We start from the raw sequence: 17,811 nt of genomic DNA, 5'->3' as shown, positions 1-17,811 counted from the left end.
CTTTCCCCGTCACCAAGGGTTACGGCCGACATGTGCACCACCCCGGCGCATCGTTCCCGCACGTGGGGCGCATGGATGCATGGCTGGGGGCGCGTGCGGGGCAGCGCCGGGAGAACGGGTAGCCACCTGCGTGACGGGCGGAGAGGCCGCCCGGCGGCAGGCCGCGGCACAGCCGGCACGGACCCCGGAGCGAACGCCGGGACCGCACGGCGCGGCGGCGCCGCGAGCAGGACGCGGGTACCGCACGGCGTACCCCGGTTCGGCCGATTCCCCGGAACACCGTTCCACCGAACGTTCGGACGTCGAACACGGAACACCGAAGACCGCACACGGAACACGAAACACCGAACACGAAACACCGAACACGGAACACGAAACACCGACGACCGAACATCGAAGACCGGAGCAGCAGGAGCCGAGACCGTGAGGCAGTACCCGGGACCGGAGCGACAGGACGTGCCGGACACCGCAATCCGGCGGAGCGATCCGCCGGCCGGCCGACCCGATCGCCACAACCCGGAAATGTCAAGGCTTCGGCGGACATGACGCACATCCGAGATATCCCGGATATCCGGCATATGCGTGGGGAATTGGTCCACGGGTACGGCGTTCGCTGGTGAACGCGCAGCAGTAATCAGGGGGTGCAGTATGGCCGCCAGGCCACTCGTCGCGCGGCAGCCGAACGAACGGCTGCAGGCGCTCATCCAGGAAGCCGCCTGTTCCAACGCCGGACTCGCCCGCCGCGTCAACATGTGCGGCGCCGAACACGGCCTCGACCTGCGCTACGACAAGACCTCCGTCGCCCGCTGGCTGCGCGGCCAGCAGCCGCGCGGCCGGGCCCCCGCCATCATCGCGGAGGCGCTGGGCCGCAAACTCGGGCGGACGGTCACCATCGACGAGATCGGGATGGCCGACGGCAAGAACCTCGCGTCCGGTGTGGGCCTGCAGTTCTCGCCCACCGTCCTCGGTGCCATCGAGCAGGTCTGCGAGCTGTGGCGCAGCGACGTCGGCCGGCGCGACTTCCTGAGCGGCTCCACCGTGGCCGCCTCCGCGCTGGTCGAACCGAGCAGGGACTGGCTCATCACCAGTGCCGACCCGCAGGTCGCGCGCAACGCCGGGGCGCGGGTGGGCATCTCGGACGTCGAAGCCGTACGGGCCATGACCACGGCCCTGGGCGAGCTGGACCACCGCTACGGCAGCGGCCATGTCCGGCCGGTCGTCGTCCACTACCTCAACAGCGTCGTCTCCGGGCTGCTGGCCGGCTCGTACCGCGAGTCGGTCGGCCGCGAACTGTTCGCGTCGGTCGCCCGGCTGACGGAACTGGGCGGCTACATGGCCGTCGACACCGGCCAGCCGGGGCTGGCGCAGCGCTACTACATCCAGGCGCTACGGCTGGCGCAGGCGGCCGGCGACCGCGGGTACGGCGGCTACGTGCTGGCCGCCAGCATGAGCCACCTCGCCGCCTCGCTCGGAAACCCCCGGGAGATCGCGCAGCTCGCGAAGGCCGCGCAGGAAGGAGCGCGGGGACACGTCACGCCGCGTGCGGAGGCGATGTTCTTCGCGGCGGAGGCGCGCGGGCACGCGTTGATGGGTGACGCGCGCGCCTTCCAGGTCGTGGCGGGCCGGGCGGTGGGCGCCATGGAACGCGCCGTCGGCTCCTCCGGGGCCGGCGACGACCCGGTGTGGATCTCGCACTTCGACGAGGCGTACCTCGCCGACGAACTCGCGCACTGCCATCGTGACTTGGGCCAGGCGGGCGCGGCGCGCCAGCGCGCTCAGGAAGCGGTGGACGGGCACCCCGAAGGACGGGCGCGGCGGCGCGCCATCGGGCTGGTGCTGCTGGCCAGCGCGCAGGTGCAGCAGCGCGAGATCGAGCAGGCGTGCCACACGGGCACCCAGGCCATCGAGTTGCTGAGCGGGCTGCGGTCGAACCGCGGCGCGGAGTATCTGGAGGACTTCCAGTTGCGGCTGGAGCCGTACCGGGACGAGCCGGTGGTGCGGGAGTTCGGTGCCCGGCTGGAATTGCGGGCAGCCGCGTAGCGGATTCGCGGCCCGCGGCAGCCGGGGGAGGGCCTGTCGGCGCCCGGGCCGCCTCGTCCTTCTCCGCCGGGCGGACCGCGCAGGGTCCGCCCGGCGGGCCCTCCCGAACTGCCACAGGGGCCTCAGAAGGGCCTGGAAGGCCCTTGTGGGGCGTTAAGGGTGGGTGGTGACCAGGGGACATGGTCGAACGAGACTGCGACCCGGTAGCGTGAGCCGACGCTTCCGTAAGTCAGCAGATCGTAGGAGTCCCGGTGACGCAGAGCGGACAGGGCAACGACCCGCACTATCCTGCGGGCGAGCCCGCGCGAGAGGGCGTTGTGCTGCCCGCTCACGGTGATCCGTGGGTCCCCGGCCAGCAGGCCGCACCGCCCGCGGGCCAGCCTTGGGGGCAGCCCTGGGGGCCCGAGCAGCAGCAGACGCCGGGCGCGCAGCCGGTGCAGGGACAGCCGGTTCAAGGCCAGCCGGTGCAGGGACAGCCGGTTCAAGGCCAGCCGGTGCAGGGACAGCCGGTGCAGGGACAGTCGATACCGGGGCAGCCGGTTCAGGCTCCGCCGGTTGCGGGGCAATTGGGGCAGGGGCCCTCGTACGGCGGTCAGCAGGCGCCCGGTCAGCCGCACGGTCAGCAGCAGCCGCAGTACGGTCAGCAGCAGTCGCAGTACGGCCAGGAGCAACCGTCGCCGTACGGCCGGCAGCAGCCGCCTCCCGCCCAGCAGCAGCCGTACGGGCAGGAGCCTTTCGCCCAGTACCCGCCTGCCCAGCCGATGCCCCCGGCGCCCCAAGCTCCTTCAGGCCCTCCGACGCCGCCGCCCGCGCAGCCGCCGCAGCAGCAGCCGTTCCAGCAGCATGAGCCCCCGGGCGCCGCGCCTATGCCGCCGCCCGCGCAGCCCCCGCAGAACCCGGGGCAGCAGCCGGACCAGGGCCCTGCCCCGGACATGGAAGCGACCGCGCTGATGTCCCCGATGTCCGGAGTGTCCCCGCTCGGCCCGCAGCCCGGGGGCCAGCAGGGCCAGTCCGGCCACCCCGGCCAGCAGGGCCAGCCCATCCAGCAGGGCCACCCCGGCCACCCTGGACAGCAGCCCCGGCCCGGCCAACTCGTCCCCGCGACGCCGCAGGCCGGTGCGCCGATGCCGCCCGCCGCCGGTGACCCGGAGTCGACCGCGCTGCTGCGGCCCATCGGCGCACAGCAGCCGCAGCAGGGCCAGACAGGTGGCGGCACGCAGGGCGGGCAGCCCGGCCCGATGCCCGGTGCCGCGCCGATGCCGCCGGCGGCCGGCGGTCCTGCGGGCGGCCGTCCCGAGACGCCCGGTGAGTCCACCCGTACGCTGCGCGCGATCAAGCCGAACGGCCCGCGGCCCGACGCGGCCCGATCCGCCCAGCCCGCCCCATCCGCCCAGCCGGCGCCGCCCGGCGCCGACTCCGAGGCCACCCAGTTCCTACCGCCGATCGGTCCCGGCACTCCGCCGCCCGGCGCCCCCTTCGGCGCACAACCCGCAGGGCCGGCACACCCCGGCGCCCCCGGCGACCGCCCGACCCCGGCCGAGTTCGAGGGCCTCTTCCGTTCCGGCCCCGGTGGCGCCGCCCCGGCCGCAGCGCCGGGCGCTGTCCCGGACGCCACCGCGCAACTGCCCCGCTTCGACGAGCCGGAGCAGCAGCCGGGGCCGTACGGTCAGCAGCCCTTCGGCGGCCGCCCGCAGTTCGACCAGTACGCGCCGCAGGCGGACCACGGGCCGGACGGCGGCGGACGGCGTCGGCGTTTCGCGCCCGCCGCGATCATCGGTGTCGCCGTCGTGGCCCTGGCGGGCGCCGGGCTCGGCGTCGGCTGGGCGCTCAGCGGGGGCGGTGACGACGGGCCCGCCGAGAAGAAGCAGGAGTCCGGCGGTGCGTCCGGCGCCGCGAAGGACGAGGCGGACGGCAAGGACACCAAGCCGTCACCGTCCGCCGACCCGGTGGCAGCGCAGGCGAAGGGTCTCGACGCGCTGCTGAAGGACAGCAACAACAGCCGTGCCGCCGTGATCGGCGCGGTCAAGAACATCAAGTCGTGCGACAACCTCGACGCGGCGGCCAAGGACCTCCGGGACGCCGCGAAGCAGCGCAACGACCTGGTGAGCCGACTGGCCGCGCTCCCCGTCGACAAGCTGCCCGGCAGCGGTGAGCTGACCGCCTCGCTCAACGAGGCGTGGAAGTCCTCCGCCTCGGCCGACAACCACTACGCGGCCTGGGCCGGGCAGGTGAAGGGCAAGAAAGGCTGCCCCAAGGGCAAGGCCCGGGGCGGCAAGGAGCCCGCCCAGGGCAACGCGGACAGCGGCCGGGCCACGAAGGCCAAGCAGCAGGCGGCGAAGCTCTGGAACCCGATCGCGCAGAAGTACGGCCTGACGGAGCGCCGCCCGGAACAGCTCTGACGGGCGGCCCCCGGCCCGTCAGCGGCCGGCGCGGACCGGTCGGCCCCTCACGGACAGGCCGGCCCCTCACGGACCGGCCGGACCTTCACAACTTCCCCGACCTCCTCTCCAGGAACAGCAGCCACGCCAGGTACACGCCCCCGCCCACCCCCGTGATCACGCCCACCGGCAGGATGCCCGTACCGGAGACGCGCTGCGCCGACCAGTCGGCGAGGGTGACCAGGACGGCGCCCATCCAGGCGGCGGGCAGCACGTTGGGACCGGGGGAGCGGGTGAGGCGGCGGGCCAGTTGGGGTGCGGCGAGCGCGACGAAGGGGATCGGTCCGGCGGCGGCGACGGCGAGTGCCGTCAGGCCGGTGCCGGTGGCGAGGAGGGCCAGGCGGCTGCGTTCGGGGGCGACGCCGAGCGCGGCCGCGGTGTCGTCGCCCATCTCCAGCAGGGAGAGCCGCCGGGCCAGCGCCAGGACGGCGGGTGCCAGGGCGACGACGCCGAGGGCGGCCACGCTCACGTCGGGCCAGCCGCGGCCGTTGAGGCTGCCGATCATCCAGGTGGCGGCTTCGGCGGCCTTGCCGATGTCGGCCCGTACGTACAGGTAGCTGGTGAGCGAGCCGAGGACCGCCGAGCCGCCGATGCCGACGAGCACCAGGCGGTAGCCGTGCACGCCGCGCTTCCAGGCCAGCAGGTAGACGGCGGCGGCGGTGGCCAGTCCGCCGGCCACCGCGCCGAGGGCGATCTGCGCGGTGCCGGCCTCCAGGAGGATGACGGAGACGAGGGCGCCGGCCGAGGCGCCGCTGCCGAAGCCGATGACGTCGGGGCTGCCCAGCGGGTTGCGAGCCAGCGACTGGAAGACCGCGCCGCTCATGCCCATCGCGAATCCGGCCAGCAGCCCGTCCAGCACCCGGGGCAGCCGCAGGTCGACCACGACGAAGTCCGCGCCGGGCGGCCCGTCCCCGAAGAGGGTGGCGACGACTTCGCCGGGGCTGAGGCGGTAGCTGCCCATGCCCAGCGACAGGACGGCCACCAGGGTGCCGGTCAGCGCCAGTGCCGCGCAGACCAGCAGGGCGCGGCGGCCCAGCCGCAGGGACAGTCCGCCTCGGGTGCGCAGGACGGTGGGACGGGGCGTCGTGCGGCGCGCGGGGGAGGTGCGGGAGGTGCGTACGGCGGTCATAGCTGGGCCACCTTCCGGCGGCGGACGAGGTGGATGAAGAGCAGGCCGCCGAAGAACGCGGTGACGACCCCGACCTCGATCTCGGCCGGCGGCACCAGCACCCGGCCGATGATGTCCGACCCCAGGAGCAGGACCGGCGCGAAGACGGCGCAGTACGGGAACAGCCACCGGTTGTCGGGGCCGCAGAAAGCCCGTACCGCGTGCGGGATCATCAGGCCGATGAAACCGATCGGCCCGCACACGGCGGTCGCGGCGCCGGACAGCAGGGTGATGGCGACGATGGACAGCACCCGGGTGCGGCCCAGCCGGGCGCCGAGCGAGCGGGCGGTGTCCTCGCCCAGGGCGACCGCGTTCAGCGGGCGGGCCACCGCCAGCGCGAGGACGGCGCCGGCCAGCAGGAACGGCAGCGCGGTCAGCAGCAGGTCGCCGCGGCGGCCGGTGAGGGTGCCGATCGACCAGTGCCGCATGGTCTCCAGGGCACCCAGGTCCGTCAGTTGCAGGCCGTTGACGTAGCCGAAGAGGGCGGCGTTGACCGCGGTGCCCGCCAGGGCCAGCCGTACGGGGGTGGCTGCCCGGCTGCCGCCGAGGGCGTTGACCAGGACGGCCGCCACACCGGCGCCGGCCAGCGCGAACCACAGGTATCCGGTGAAGGAGGTGATGCCCAGCACGCTGATCGCGGTGACCACGGCGGCCGAGGCGCCCGCGTTGACTCCGAGGAGGCCGGGGTCGGCCAGCGGGTTGCGGGTGAGGGACTGCATCACGGCGCCGGCCAGGCCGAGGGCGGCGCCCGCCGCGACGCCCAGAGCGGTACGGGGCAGCCGCAGTTCCCGCACGATCCGGTCGTCGGCCGTCCCCGTCGACTCGAACAGGCCGTGCCACACCTGGTCGAGGGGGATGGCCTTGGCGCCCACGGCGATGCTCACCAGGACGACGACGGCCAGCAGCGCCAGTCCCAGCAGCAGCCCGCCGGCCCGCAGTACGCGGCGTCCCGCGGGCGGTGCGGGCTCGGCTTCCGGGGCGGGGGCTCCGGTGCGCGCCGCGGTCGCCGTCGTCGTCACGCCGCGCTGCCTTCCCGTTCGGCGGTCCGTTCGGCGGCCCGGACGGTTGCCCGATGACGTACGCACTCCTCGTACGACGGCAGCAGCCCCTGCCGCTCGGCCTCCTCCAGGGTGGGCGCGGCGGCGTCCTTGGCGGACAGCAGCGGGGTGACCCCGGCGGGCCAGTCGATGCCCAGGGCCGGGTCCAGCGGGTGGACGCCGTGTTCGCGCTGCGGCTGGTAGCCCGTGGAGCAGAGGTAGACCACGGTGGCGTCGTCGGACAGGGCCATGAAGGCGTGGCCGAGCCCTTCGGAGAGGTAGACCGCGCTGAGCCCGTCCTCGTCCAGCGGTACGGCCTCCCAGGCGCGGTAGGTGGGGGAGCCGGTCCGCAGGTCCACCACCACGTCCAGGACGGCACCGCGTACGCAGGTGACGTACTTGGCCTGGCCGGGCGGCACCTCGCTGAAGTGCACGCCGCGCAGCACACCGCGGCGGGAGACGGAGCAGTTGGCCTGCGCCAGTATCGGGGTGCGCCCGGTGGCGCCGGTGAACTCCGGCTGGGTGAACCACTCGTGGAAGGAGCCCCGGTCGTCCCGGTGGACGAGGGGTTCGCGGACCCAGGCTCCTTCGATGCTCAGCGGGCGCATGAGACGGCTCCTTCCAGTGCGGCGGTCACCCGGGTGAACTCGGCGGCGAGCGCGTCGCGCCAGTGCCGGGGCGCGGGCAGCCCGGCGGCGGCCCAGCGGTCGTGGCCCAGCACGCTCCAGGCGGGGCGGCGGGCGGGCCGGTTCAGGGTGGTGCTGTCGGTGGGCCGGACGTGGTCCGGGTCGGCTCCGGCCAGCCGGAAGACCTCGCGGGCCAGTCCGTACCAGGTGGTCGTGCCGCCGGTGGTGGCGTGGAAGACGCCGGGGCGGGCGGGCCCGCGCCCGAGGGCGAGCAGCCGCCCGGCGACGTCGCGGGCCGGAGTGGGCTGGCCGGTCTGGTCGTCCACGACGTCCACGGTGGCGCCGCGCACGGCGCGTTCGGCCATGGCGCGGACGAAGTTGCGGCCGTGGGCGCCGTAGAGCCAGGCGGTGCGGACGACGGTGCCGGTGTGCGGCAGTTCGGCCAGGACGGCCTGTTCCCCGGCGAGTTTGCTGCGGCCGTAGGCGGTGCGGGGCCCGGTCGGCGCGCCTTCGGTGTACGGGGTGGTGGCGTCGCCCGAGAAGACGTAGTCGGTGGACACGTGCAGCAGCCGGGTGCCGGTGCCGGCACAGGCGCGGGCCAGTCCGCGCACCGCGTCGGCGTTGATGCGGTGCGCCTGTTCCTCGTGGGTCTCGGCGCCGTCCACGTCGGTGTACGCGGCGCAGTTGACGACCACGGCCGGGCGGACGCGGCGCAGGGCGGACGCCACGGCGCGGGTGTCGGTGAGGTCCAGGGTCCGGCGGTCCAGGGGGAGCGCGCACACGCCTTCGGCGGCCAGCATGCGGGAGACCTCGCGGCCGAGCATGCCGCCCGCGCCGGTGATCAGCCAGCGGTTCACCGGGCGGCACCCCCCAGGGCAGGTGCGGCGGTGGTGCCGTCGGCCGGGGGCGCCCACCGTTCGGGACGGTCGCGGTACCAGGCGACGGTCTCGGCGAGTCCGTCGTCGAAGGAGCGCCGGGGGACGTAACCGAGTTCGGTACGGATCTTCGTCCAGTCCACGGAGTAGCGCCGGTCGTGGCCCTTGCGGTCGGTGACGTGGTCGACCCGGTCCCAGTCGGCGCCGCAGGCGGCGAGGAGGCGTTCGGTGAGGTCCTTGTTGCTGAGTTCGGTGCCGCCGCCGATGTTGTAGACCTCGCCGGGCCGACCGCCCTCCAGGACCAGGCGCAGCGCCCGGCAGTGGTCGTCGACGTGCAGCCAGTCGCGGACGTTGAGCCCGTCGCCGTACAGCGGGACGCGCCCGCCCGCCAGCAGGCGGCTGACGAACAGCGGGACGACCTTCTCGGGGTGCTGGTAGGGGCCGTAGTTGTTGGAGCAGCGGGTCACCGAGACGTCGAGGCCGTGGGTGCGGTGGTGGGCGAGGGCGAGCAGGTCGGAGCCGGCCTTGCTGGCGGAGTAGGGCGAGTTGGGCGCCAGGGGCTCGTGCTCGGTCCAGGAGCCTTCCGCGATCGAGCCGTACACCTCGTCGGTGGAGACGTGGACGAAGCGGGCGATGCGGTGGCGCACCGCGGATTCCAGGAGGACCTGGGTGCCCAGGACGTTGGTGGAGGCGAAGTCGGTGCCGCCCGCGATGGAGCGGTCCACGTGCGACTCGGCGGCGAAGTGCACCACCGCGTCGTGGTCGGCCAGCAGGTCGTCCACCAGTGGCCGGTCGCGGATGTCGCCGTGCACGAAGGTGTACCGCGGATCGTCCGCCACGGGCCGGAGGTTGGCGCGGTCGCCCGCGTAGGTCAGGGCGTCCAGCACGGTGACGACGTGCGGTCCGGTGCCGTCGCCGGGGCCTTCGGGGGTGAGCAGGGTGCGGACGAAGTGGGAGCCGATGAAACCGGCTCCGCCGGTGACGAGGATTCTCAAGGCGTCAGTCCAAGAAAAGGGAAAGGGGGCGGGGGCGCGCGGAGGGCCGGGGCTCAGGGCGCTATCTGCACCTGACTGTGGTCGCCGAGCACCAGGCGGTGCGCGCGGGGTGCGCGGGCGGCGCCGCTCATGCGGACCATGCGGCCGATGAGCGATCCCTCGATCCGGCCGGCGTTCTCGATGCGGGAGTCGCCCAGGACGATGGAGAACTCCACCTCGCTGCCGCTGATCAGGCATCCGTCGGCGACGGAGGTGGAGGGGCCGATGTAGGAGTCGCGGACGACGCTGCCCGCGCCGATGACGGCCGGTCCCACGATCCGGGACCGTACGACGCTGGCCCCGGCCTCGATGCGGACCCGGCCGACCAGTTCGCTGGCGTCGTCCACGTCGCCGAGGACGGCGGGCGGCAGGTCTTCCAGCACCGTGCGGTTGACCTCCAGCATGTCGGTGGCGTTGCCGGTGTCCTTCCAGTAGCCGGAGATGACCGTGGACTGGACGGTGCGGCCGGCGTCGACCAGCCACTGGAGGGCGTCGGTGATCTCCAGTTCGCCGCGCGCCGAGGGCTCGATGGCCCGTACGGCGTCGTGCACACCCGGCGTGAAGAGGTAGACGCCGACCAGCGCCAGGTCGCTGCGCGGGTTGCTCGGCTTCTCCTCCAGGCGCACGACGTCCCCTTCGGGGCTGAGCTCGGCGACGCCGAAGGCGCTGGGGTCGGGGACCTTGGTGAGCAGGATGCGGGCGTCGGGGCGGGTCTCGCGGAACTCGTCGACGAGTTCCGCGATGCCGCCGACGACGAAGTTGTCGCCCAGGTACATCACGAAGTCGTCGTCGCCGAGCCATTCGCGGGCGATCAGGACGGCGTGCGCCAGGCCGAGGGGCTGTTCCTGGGGGAGGTAGGTGACGCGGGCGCCGAAGCGAGAGCCGTCGCCCACGGCCGTACGGATCTCCGCCGCGGTGTCGCCGACGATGATGCCGATGTCGGTGACGCCCGCTGCGACCAGGGACTCGATGCCGTAGAAGAGCACCGGCTTGTTGGCGACGGGGACGAGCTGCTTGGCGGCGGTGTGGGTGATGGGCCGCAGCCTGCTGCCGGTGCCTCCGGAGAGGACAAGTGCCTTCATGAGCGGGTCATCCTTGGGTGAGGGGGGGCGGGTTCGGCGGCGGTCGCGTGGTGGTGCCACAGCCGGGCGTACAGGCCGTCGGCGTCGAGGAGCTGCTGGTGGGAGCCCTGCTCGGCGATCCGTCCGGCGTCCAGGACGACGATCCGGTCGGCCCGTGCGGCGGTGGCCAGGCGGTGGGCGACCAGGACGGTGGTGCGGCCGTCGGCGAGCCGGTCCCCGGCGTCCAGCACGGTGCGTTCGGTGGCCGGGTCGAGGGCGGCGGTGGCCTCGTCGAGCAGCAGCAGGCCGGGGTCGACGAGGTGGGCGCGGGCCAGTGCGACGAGCTGGCGCTGGCCCGCGGACAGGCGCTGGCCGCGTTCGCCGACGGGCTGGCGGAAGCCGTACGGCTGGGCGGCGACCGCGGGCAGCGCGCCCACGGCGCGCACGGCCGCCTCGACCTCCTGGTCGGTGGCGTCGGGCCGTCCGTAGCGGACGTTGTCGGCGATGTCGCCGGTGAACAGGTGGGCTTCCTGGGGGACGACGCCCAGCAGCCGCCGGTAGGCGGGCGGGTCGTAGGCACGGACGTCCACCCCGTCCACCAGCACCTGTCCCTCGGTCGCGTCGTGGAAGCGGGCGAGCAGCTTGACGACGGTGGACTTGCCGGCGCCGGTCGCGCCGACGAGCGCGACCGTCTCGCCGGGCTCGATGCGCAGGCTGACCCGGTCGAGCGACGCCCGCTCGGCCCCCGGGTATCGGAGGGTTACGTCGCGCAGTTCGATCGGGCCGCGCAGCCGGTCCGGTACGGGCGCGGGGTCGGCGGCGGATCGTACGGACGGCTCGACGCGCAGCAGTTCCATCGTGCGGCGCAGGCCGACGGACGCCTGCTGGTAGCTGTCGAAGGCGAGCGAGAGCTGCTGGATCGGCGAGAAGAACATGCCGAGGAAGAGGGTGAAGGCGACCAGCACGCCGGGGCTGAGGCCGCCGTCCGCGACCCGGTACGCGCCGAACAGCAGGACGGTGGCCTTGGCGAGTTCGGCGGTGAGGTTGACGCAGGGGAAGTACACGGCGGCGTAGCGCTGGGCGCGCAGCCGGGCGGCGCGATAGCTCTCGGAGAGCTTGCCGAACGCCTCGGCGGTCCGGCCCTCACGGCTCTGGGACTGGGCGACGCGCAGGCCCGAGACGTTCTCCTGGAGGCTGGAGTTGACCTCGCCGACGCGCTTGCGGGCATCGGTGTACGCGGTGGAGGACAGCCGCCAGAAGACGGCGGTGGCGACGGCGATCAGGGGGACGAGGGCGAGCGCGGTCAGGGCCAGCGGCAGGTCGACGGCGAGCATCGCCAGCACCGCGCCGCACAGGGTGGCCAGCGCGGCCACCGAGGTCAGCAGGTGGGTCTGGAGGAAGGCGGAGAGCGCGTCGATGTCGTTGACCATGGCGGTCATGATCTGGCCGCCGCGTTCGCGTTCGTAGAAGTCCAGGCCGAGCCGCTGGAGGTGGGCGAAGGTTTTCACCCGTAGCCCGTACAGCACCCGTTCCCCGGCCCGCCGGGTGATGCGCGCCTGGAGGGAGAGCACACCCCAGCCGAGGGCGACGACGAGCAGGGCGGTCAGGACGGTCGTGGCGAGCGCGCCGCCGTCGCCCGTGCCGACCCCGGCGTCCAGACCGTGCCGGACGAGGAGGGGCAGGGCGAGGGAGGCGAGGGAGTCGGCGACGACGAGCAGCAGGCCGAGGAGCAGGGCGGTGCGTACGGGGGCGAGCAGCCGCCGGAAGCGGGCGTCGGGGTCGGGGGCGCGCAGCCGGGCCTCGTCCAGGCGCGGGTCCTCGGTGGTCTCCTCGGCCGTGCTCCGGTCCGCGTCGGCGGGGGGCTCGGGCCAGAGGTCCGGGGTGACGCCCCGGTCGCCGGTGTGCGGGTCGGCGGTGACGCGTACGTCGAGGGAGTCGCCGGGCCCGGCCAGAAGCTCGCGGAACAGCGGGCAGCGTGCGGTCAGTTCGTCCTGGGTGCCGGTGTCCACCACGCGGCCGTCGTCCAGGACGGCGATGCGGTCGGCGAGCTGGAGGGTGGAGCGGCGGTGTGCGATCAGCAGGGTCGTACGGTCGCCGGTGACGGCGCGCAGGGTGCGGTGGATGGCGGCCTCGGTGCCGGCGTCCACGGCGGAGGTGGCGTCGTCCAGGACGAGTACCCGCGGGTCGGCCAGCAGGGCGCGGGCCAGCACCACGCGCTGCCGTTGCCCGCCGGAGAGCGTCAGTCCGCGCTCGCCGACCTCGGTGGCGTAGCCGTCGGGCAGCGCGGCGATGAACTCGTGTGCCTCGGCGGCCTCGGCGGCGGCCCTGACCTGCTCGTCCGTGGCGTCCGGACGGCCGTAGGCGATGTTGTCGCGGACCGAGCAGGAGAACAGGAACGGTTCTTCGAAGACCACACCGATGGTGGCGCGGAGGCCGGCGAGGGACAGTTCGCGGATGTCGGCGGCCGCACCGGGCGGGCCGACGTGCACGGAGCCGGCCTGCGGGTCGTAGAAGCGGGGGAGCAGCAGGGAGACGGTGGATTTTCCGGAGCCCGACGGGCCGACCAGGGCGAGTGTCTCGCCGGGCCGTACGGTCAGGGACGTGCCGTCGAGGACGGGGTCGCTGGGCGCGTATCCGAAGCGCACGTCGCGCAGTTCCAGGCCGACGGGGCCGTCGGGCAGGGCGACGGGGTTTTCCGGTTCGGTGATCTCCGGCCGGGCGTCGATGAGTTCGTTGACGCGTTCGGCGGCGGCGCGCGCCTGCTGGGCGGTGACCAGGAAGCTGGCGAACAGCCGGGCGGGCCCGGCCAGCAGCGCCATGTAGGCGGCGAAGGCGAGGAAGGTGCCCAGTCCGATGGTGCCGCGCAGCGCCAGCCAGCCGCCGAGGGCGAGGACACCGACCTGGCCGAGCGCGGGCAGCGCGGCGAGGGTGGCGGTGGCGCCGGCCTGGATGCGCGCCACGCGCATCCGCCGTCCGAACAGGCCGCGGGCGGCGCGTGCCAGCCGGTCGGTCTCACGGTCCTCCTGGCCGAAGCCCTTGACCACCCGTACGCCGGTGACGGCCTCCTCGACCTGCTCGGCGACCTGGGCGGCGCCGGCCTGTGCCGCGCGGGTGGCGGGGACGAGCCGGGCGCGGCTGCGGGCGGCGGCCCACGCGGTGGCGGGCACCACGGTCAGCGCGACGAGGGCGAGCGGGGCGCACAGCCAGAGCATCGCGCCGACGGCGACGAGGAAGAGGGCCGAGGTGCCGAGCGGGATCGGCAGCATCCCGAGCATGATCTGCACCTGGGTCAGGTCACTGTTGGCGCGGGAGACCACCTGGCCGGTGCGGAGCGCGTCCTGTTTGACGCCGTCCAGGCGCTGGAGGGAGTCGAACACCTGGGTGCGCAGCCGGTGCTGGACACCGAGGGCGAGTTTTCCGGCGGCGTAGCGGCGGGTGAACTCGGCGCCGAACTGGACGAGCGCCAGGCCCGCCATCGCGGCGGCGAGCCAGCCGATGCGGCCGGTGCGACCTGCCACGGCGTCGTCGACGCCGAGCCGGGCCAGCAGCGGTCCGACCGCTTCAAGTCCCGTGCCGAACACGGAACTCACGGCGACCGCGAGGAGGAGTCGGGGATGGTGCCGGCACGCGGCGCCGAGCCTGCGTATCCAGCCGGGGGACGTTGTTGACCTGCTGAGCACGTGGTTAGCTTAGGCTTGCCTAAGTGCTTGGTCGTCACTCGGAGTGTGTGACCTGGCACACATGCACTCGCGACCCACCCGTTTCAGTCGTCCCGCCGTACCACCCGTGACCCGAGAGCGTCTTGACGGACCGTCGGGGAAGAAAGCAGGTAGTTCGATGCGTGTCCTGTTCGCCGGGCCCCCCTTCTTCGGGCTGCTCTACCCGATGGTCCCGCTGGCCCAGGCGTTCCGCGCCGCGGGCCACGACGTCCTCGTCGCCACCTGCGGACGGGCCGTCGGCCACACCGTCTCCGCCGGGCTGCCGGCCGTCGACTGCGCGCCCGGCATCGACCCCGACGCCCTGTACGCGGCCATGGAGAAGGGCCGCCAGGGCAAGCCCCCGGCCCCGGGCGAGCAGCGCACCACCCCCAAGGGCAAGGGCTTCTCCTTCTTCAGCGAGGAGATGGCGGACACCATGGTCGACATCGCCCGTCAGTGGCGGCCCGACCTCGTCGTGCACACCCCCAACGGCGTCGTCGGCCAGCTCGTGGCCGCCGCCCTCGGCATCCCCTCGGTCGTGCACGCGGTCGGATTCGGCCACACCGGACGGCACGTCGCGATGATGAACGACGCCCTCGCCGACGGGTACGCCCGGCACGGCCTCACCGGCCCCGGCCCGGTCGCCGCCTGGCTCGACGTCACCCCGCCCGCCATGAGCGTCACCGCCGAACCGCACCGCCGCTACCTGCGCTACGTCCCGTACAACGGCGGCGGAGCGCTCCCGCGCTGGCTCTTCGAGGACCGCAAACGCCCCCGGATCGCGGTCACCCTCGGCACGGTCCGCCCGGTCGTGGACGGTGTCTCGCCCGTCGAGTGGGTCGTGGACGCCGCCCGCGTCACCGACGCCGAGTTCGTCCTCGCCCTCGGCGGCGCCGACCTGTCCGCGCTCGGCCCGCTCCCCGACAACGTCCGCCCCGTGGCGTGGACACCCCTGGGCGCGCTGCTCGCGGGCAGTGACGCCACCATCCACCACGGCGGCGCGGGCACCACCCTGACCGCCCTGGACTCCGGCCTGCCGCAGCTCGTCCTCGGCGAGGGCGCCGACCGGCCGGCCAACGCGGCGGCGGTCCGGCGGCGCGGGTGCGGTCTGGTGCCGGAGGACCCGGCCGCCCTCGCCGGGCCCGACCGCCCCGGGCGCGAACTGGTCCGCCGGCTCCTTGAGGACGAAGCGCTGGCCACCGCTGCCGGGGAGACGGCCGAGGAGATGGCCGTCATGCCCAGCCCTGCCGACGTCGTACCCCGGCTCGTCGAACTGGCCCTCTCCCAGGGAGTGAACAGATGACCCACGCGGACGGCATCCCAGCGACCGCCCGCACCGCCCCGGCAGTCCCCGCCGGGCCGCCCCGTACCCCCCGGCCCCACCCGGCCGAGACCACGGACAGCCCGCGGGTACGGCGCCTGGCCGCCGAGCTGGCCGCGGCCGGGTCGGCACAGGCCCGTGCCGCGGTGCTGGACCGGTTCTGGGACGAGGTGAAAGCCCGCGGCACGCCACTGGCCGAACCGCTCGACGCCGACCCCGACCACCGCGCCGTCACCTTCCTGTGGCGCGGCGACCCCGCGACCCGCCAGGTGCTGCTGATGGTCAACCGGCTGATGGACCGCTCCGACCTGGCCGCCAGCCTGATGCGCCACCTGCCCGGTACGGACGTGTGGCACCTGACCTACCGTCTGCGCGGCGACCACCGCGGCTCGTACCGCATCGCCCCCGACACCGAGGGCCGGGCGCCGGACGACCTCGGCGCGCTGGCCGCCACCGGTGTCGGCGACCCCCTCAACCCCCGCACGATAGCCACCCGCTGGCACGGTCCGCCCGGCTCCGTCTTCGAACTCACGCACGCCCCGCCCCGCCCGTGGACCCGCCCCGCGGGGCCCGGCGCCCCGCGCGGCACGGTACGGCGCCACCAGGTGACCAGCGCCGCGCTCGGCACGGAACGCGAGGTGTGGGTGTACGAGCCGTCGGCGCCCGGCGCGGGCCCCGGCGGGCGCACCGACACCCTCGTCCTGCTCGACGGCGACATGTGGTTCGGCCAACTGCACCTGGAGGACGCGCTCGACGGCCTCGTCGCCGACGGCGCGATCCCGCCGCTGACCGTGCTCGCCCCGCACGCCGTCGACAACGCCACCCGCGCCCGGGAACTCGGCGGCCACCCGGAGTACGTCACCTTCCTCGCCGAAGAGCTGCTGCCCTGGGCCGCCGGCCGGTTGCCGGTCGGCACGGATCCGGCGCGCACGGTCGTCGCCGGGCAGAGCCTGGGCGGACTCACCGCCCTGTACGCGGGGCACACGGCGCCGAAGCGTTTCGGCAACGTCCTGGCCCAGTCCCCCTCCCTGTGGTGGCGGCCCCCGGGCGAACCGGCCGAGGAGACCGCGTGGATCACCCGCCGCTACGCCGCGGGCGCACCGCGCGGCCTGCGGCTGCACCTGGAGGCCGGGCTGCACGAGTGGGGCATGCTCGAACAGACCCGTGACCTGCGCCAGAAGCTCCGCGCCGACGGTCACACCGTCACCGGCTCCGACTACAACGGCGGCCACGACTACGCCTGTTGGGCCGTCGGCCTGGCCCAGGGGCTGATCGCCCTGCTCGGCCCCGGCACGCCACCCGGCCGACGGGACACCGCCGCGCCCCCGGCCACCGGCACCCGCTGACCTCCCCCGAACTTTTCCGCACACCCGAGGAGCATTTCCGATGCGTTACCGCCGATCCGCCGCCCTGCTCACCGTCGCCCTGGCCGGCGCCCTGACCCTCGCCGGCTGCGGGGACGGCGACTCCGGCGGCAAGGACGGCGCCGACACCAAGGCGGGCGGCTCCGGCACCCGTACCGTCACCGACGCCAACGGCAAGAAGGTGGAGGTGCCCGCCGCCCCGAAGAAGGTGGTCACGCTCAGCGAACCCACCCTCGACGCCGCCCTCGCCCTCGGCGCCCACCCGATCGGCGCCACCAGCGGCCGCGGCCAGTCCGGCGTGGCCGGCTACCTCGCGCCGAAGGCGAAGTCCGCCGAGATCGTCGCCAACGTCGCCGAACCCGACCTGGACAAGCTCGCCGCCCTGCGCCCCGACCTGATCCTGCTCGACGAGACGGTGGGCGCCAAGCGCGTCCAGGACAAGCTCGGCCGGATCGCGCCCACCGTGCTCACCGCCAAGCTCAACGCCCCCTGGCGGGACGCCTTCACCGCGACCGCCGACGCCCTCGGCAAGAAGGCCGACGGCCAGAAGTGGCTGGACGCCTTCGACGCGCGCCTGAAGACCGTGAAGAACGGGCTCGGGGACAACGCCGGGGCCGTCACCAGCGTCATCCGCTGGCAGAACGGCGCGCCCTCGGTCGTCGGCAAGGGCAAGGGCCACGTCGGCGACACTCTCGCCGCGCTCGGCCTGAAGCGGCCCCAGGGCCAGCAGGGCGAGAGCTCCGGCCACAGCGAGCCGGTGAGCCTGGAGCGCCTGGAGACCATCGACGGCGACTGGCTGTTCCTCGGCGCGCTCGGCGACCGGGCCGCGGGGGAGAAGGGACTGAAGGAGGCCACGGCCGTACCGAACTTCGGCAAGCTCAAGGCCGTCGAGAAGCACCACGTCGTAGTGATCGACGGTTCGGCGTGGAACAGCTCGGGCGGCCCGCTCGCCGCCGAGGCGGTCCTCACGGACGTCGAGAAGGCCCTGACGAAGAAGAGCTGAGCGGGTGGCCGTACGGGCGGGCGGCGGGGGCGCGCCGGCCGGTGCCCCTGAGCGGGGCGCGTCGGCCGGTGCCCCTGAGCGGGGCGCGTCGGACGTGCCTCAGCGGCATGTGACGGACGCGCCTCAGCGGGGCGCGCCGGATGTCC

13 protein-coding genes are annotated in these 17,811 nt (G+C 74.3%); 5 read left to right on the top strand and 8 right to left on the bottom strand.

Annotation, left to right across the window (positions count from 1 at the left end):
* Window positions 1-648 precede the first annotated feature (648 nt).
* Window positions 649-2,040 carry a transcriptional regulator gene (locus tag ACZ4QV_RS26875; RefSeq protein WP_361156891.1) on the top strand — a complete coding sequence of 464 codons (1,392 nt, stop codon included), beginning with the start codon at window positions 649-651 and terminating at the stop codon, window positions 2,038-2,040.
* Between the two features lie 122 nt (window positions 2,041-2,162).
* On the opposite strand, the gene ACZ4QV_RS26870 is transcribed toward ACZ4QV_RS26875, so the two are convergent.
* Entirely contained in the window at window positions 2,163-2,819 is a 657-nt protein-coding gene (locus ACZ4QV_RS26870) for a hypothetical protein (protein ID WP_467763514.1), read from the bottom strand.
* A gap of 180 nt (window positions 2,820-2,999) precedes the next feature.
* On the opposite strand from ACZ4QV_RS26870, the gene ACZ4QV_RS26865 reads away from it, so the two are divergent.
* Window positions 3,000-4,439 carry a hypothetical protein gene (locus tag ACZ4QV_RS26865; protein WP_467763513.1) on the top strand — a complete coding sequence of 480 codons (1,440 nt, stop codon included), beginning with the start codon at window positions 3,000-3,002 and terminating at the stop codon, window positions 4,437-4,439.
* An 85-nt stretch (window positions 4,440-4,524) separates the two neighbouring features.
* On the opposite strand, the gene ACZ4QV_RS26860 is transcribed toward ACZ4QV_RS26865, so the two are convergent.
* Genes ACZ4QV_RS26860 through ACZ4QV_RS26830 form a run of 7 tightly spaced genes read right to left on the bottom strand, consistent with a single transcriptional unit; the run spans window position 4,525 to window position 13,869 of the window.
* Window positions 4,525-5,607: a FecCD family ABC transporter permease gene (locus tag ACZ4QV_RS26860; RefSeq protein ID WP_361634029.1), complete on the bottom strand. Its 1,083-nt coding sequence runs from the start codon at window positions 5,605-5,607 to the stop codon at window positions 4,525-4,527.
* Window positions 5,604-6,665 (bottom strand): FecCD family ABC transporter permease, encoded by a 1,062-nt coding sequence (locus ACZ4QV_RS26855; RefSeq protein ID WP_467763512.1) that lies wholly within the window; start codon window positions 6,663-6,665, stop codon window positions 5,604-5,606. The genes ACZ4QV_RS26860 and ACZ4QV_RS26855 overlap by 4 nt, the downstream gene beginning before the upstream one ends.
* Window positions 6,662-7,291 (bottom strand): dTDP-4-dehydrorhamnose 3,5-epimerase family protein, encoded by a 630-nt coding sequence (locus ACZ4QV_RS26850; protein ID WP_361156882.1) that lies wholly within the window; start codon window positions 7,289-7,291, stop codon window positions 6,662-6,664. Before ACZ4QV_RS26850 ends, ACZ4QV_RS26855 begins: the two co-directional genes overlap by 4 nt.
* Window positions 7,279-8,166, bottom strand: coding sequence for a dTDP-4-dehydrorhamnose reductase (rfbD, locus tag ACZ4QV_RS26845; RefSeq protein ID WP_361585047.1), 888 nt, complete (start codon window positions 8,164-8,166; stop codon window positions 7,279-7,281). The genes ACZ4QV_RS26850 and rfbD overlap by 13 nt, the downstream gene beginning before the upstream one ends.
* Window positions 8,163-9,179, bottom strand: coding sequence for a dTDP-glucose 4,6-dehydratase (gene rfbB / locus ACZ4QV_RS26840; protein ID WP_361156876.1), 1,017 nt, complete (start codon window positions 9,177-9,179; stop codon window positions 8,163-8,165). Before rfbB ends, rfbD begins: the two co-directional genes overlap by 4 nt.
* 53 nt (window positions 9,180-9,232) lie before the next feature.
* Window positions 9,233-10,300: a glucose-1-phosphate thymidylyltransferase gene (locus tag ACZ4QV_RS26835; RefSeq protein ID WP_361156874.1), complete on the bottom strand. Its 1,068-nt coding sequence runs from the start codon at window positions 10,298-10,300 to the stop codon at window positions 9,233-9,235.
* On the bottom strand, window positions 10,297-13,869 hold the full coding sequence (locus ACZ4QV_RS26830; protein ID WP_467763511.1) for an ABC transporter ATP-binding protein: 3,573 nt from the start codon (window positions 13,867-13,869) through the stop codon (window positions 10,297-10,299). Before ACZ4QV_RS26830 ends, ACZ4QV_RS26835 begins: the two co-directional genes overlap by 4 nt.
* Window positions 13,870-14,116: 247 nt before the next feature.
* Here ACZ4QV_RS26830 and ACZ4QV_RS26825 point away from each other — a divergent pair, with 247 nt between their 5' ends.
* Genes ACZ4QV_RS26825 through ACZ4QV_RS26815 form a run of 3 tightly spaced genes read left to right on the top strand, consistent with a single transcriptional unit; the run spans window position 14,117 to window position 17,665 of the window.
* Window positions 14,117-15,280, top strand: coding sequence for a nucleotide disphospho-sugar-binding domain-containing protein (locus ACZ4QV_RS26825; RefSeq protein ID WP_361585040.1), 1,164 nt, complete (start codon window positions 14,117-14,119; stop codon window positions 15,278-15,280).
* Window positions 15,277-16,644, top strand: coding sequence for an enterochelin esterase (gene fes / locus ACZ4QV_RS26820; protein WP_361585037.1), 1,368 nt, complete (start codon window positions 15,277-15,279; stop codon window positions 16,642-16,644). Before ACZ4QV_RS26825 ends, fes begins: the two co-directional genes overlap by 4 nt.
* Window positions 16,645-16,684: 40 nt before the next feature.
* Window positions 16,685-17,665: an ABC transporter substrate-binding protein gene (locus ACZ4QV_RS26815; RefSeq protein WP_361156863.1), complete on the top strand. Its 981-nt coding sequence runs from the start codon at window positions 16,685-16,687 to the stop codon at window positions 17,663-17,665.
* Window positions 17,666-17,811 lie beyond the last annotated feature (146 nt).

Source organism: Streptomyces sp. NPDC026394, assembly GCF_055567735.1.
Note: the sequence above shows the minus strand (reverse complement) of the source record. Positions and strands in the feature narration are given on the sequence as shown.

What these genes read in the sequence shown, in the direction of transcription:
- ACZ4QV_RS26875 (WP_361156891.1), top strand. Translation starts at nt 649, where the DNA reads ATGGCCGCCAGGCCACTCGTCGCGCGGCAGCCGAACGAACGGCTGCAG.
- ACZ4QV_RS26865 (WP_467763513.1), top strand. Translation starts at nt 3,000, where the DNA reads ATGTCCGGAGTGTCCCCGCTCGGCCCGCAGCCCGGGGGCCAGCAGGGC.
- ACZ4QV_RS26860 (WP_361634029.1), bottom strand. Translation starts at nt 5,607, where the DNA reads ATGACCGCCGTACGCACCTCCCGCACCTCCCCCGCGCGCCGCACGACG.
- ACZ4QV_RS26850 (WP_361156882.1), bottom strand. Translation starts at nt 7,291, where the DNA reads ATGCGCCCGCTGAGCATCGAAGGAGCCTGGGTCCGCGAACCCCTCGTC.
- ACZ4QV_RS26835 (WP_361156874.1), bottom strand. Translation starts at nt 10,300, where the DNA reads ATGAAGGCACTTGTCCTCTCCGGAGGCACCGGCAGCAGGCTGCGGCCC.
- ACZ4QV_RS26825 (WP_361585040.1), top strand. Translation starts at nt 14,117, where the DNA reads ATGCGTGTCCTGTTCGCCGGGCCCCCCTTCTTCGGGCTGCTCTACCCG.
- fes (WP_361585037.1), top strand. Translation starts at nt 15,277, where the DNA reads ATGACCCACGCGGACGGCATCCCAGCGACCGCCCGCACCGCCCCGGCA.
- ACZ4QV_RS26815 (WP_361156863.1), top strand. Translation starts at nt 16,685, where the DNA reads ATGCGTTACCGCCGATCCGCCGCCCTGCTCACCGTCGCCCTGGCCGGC.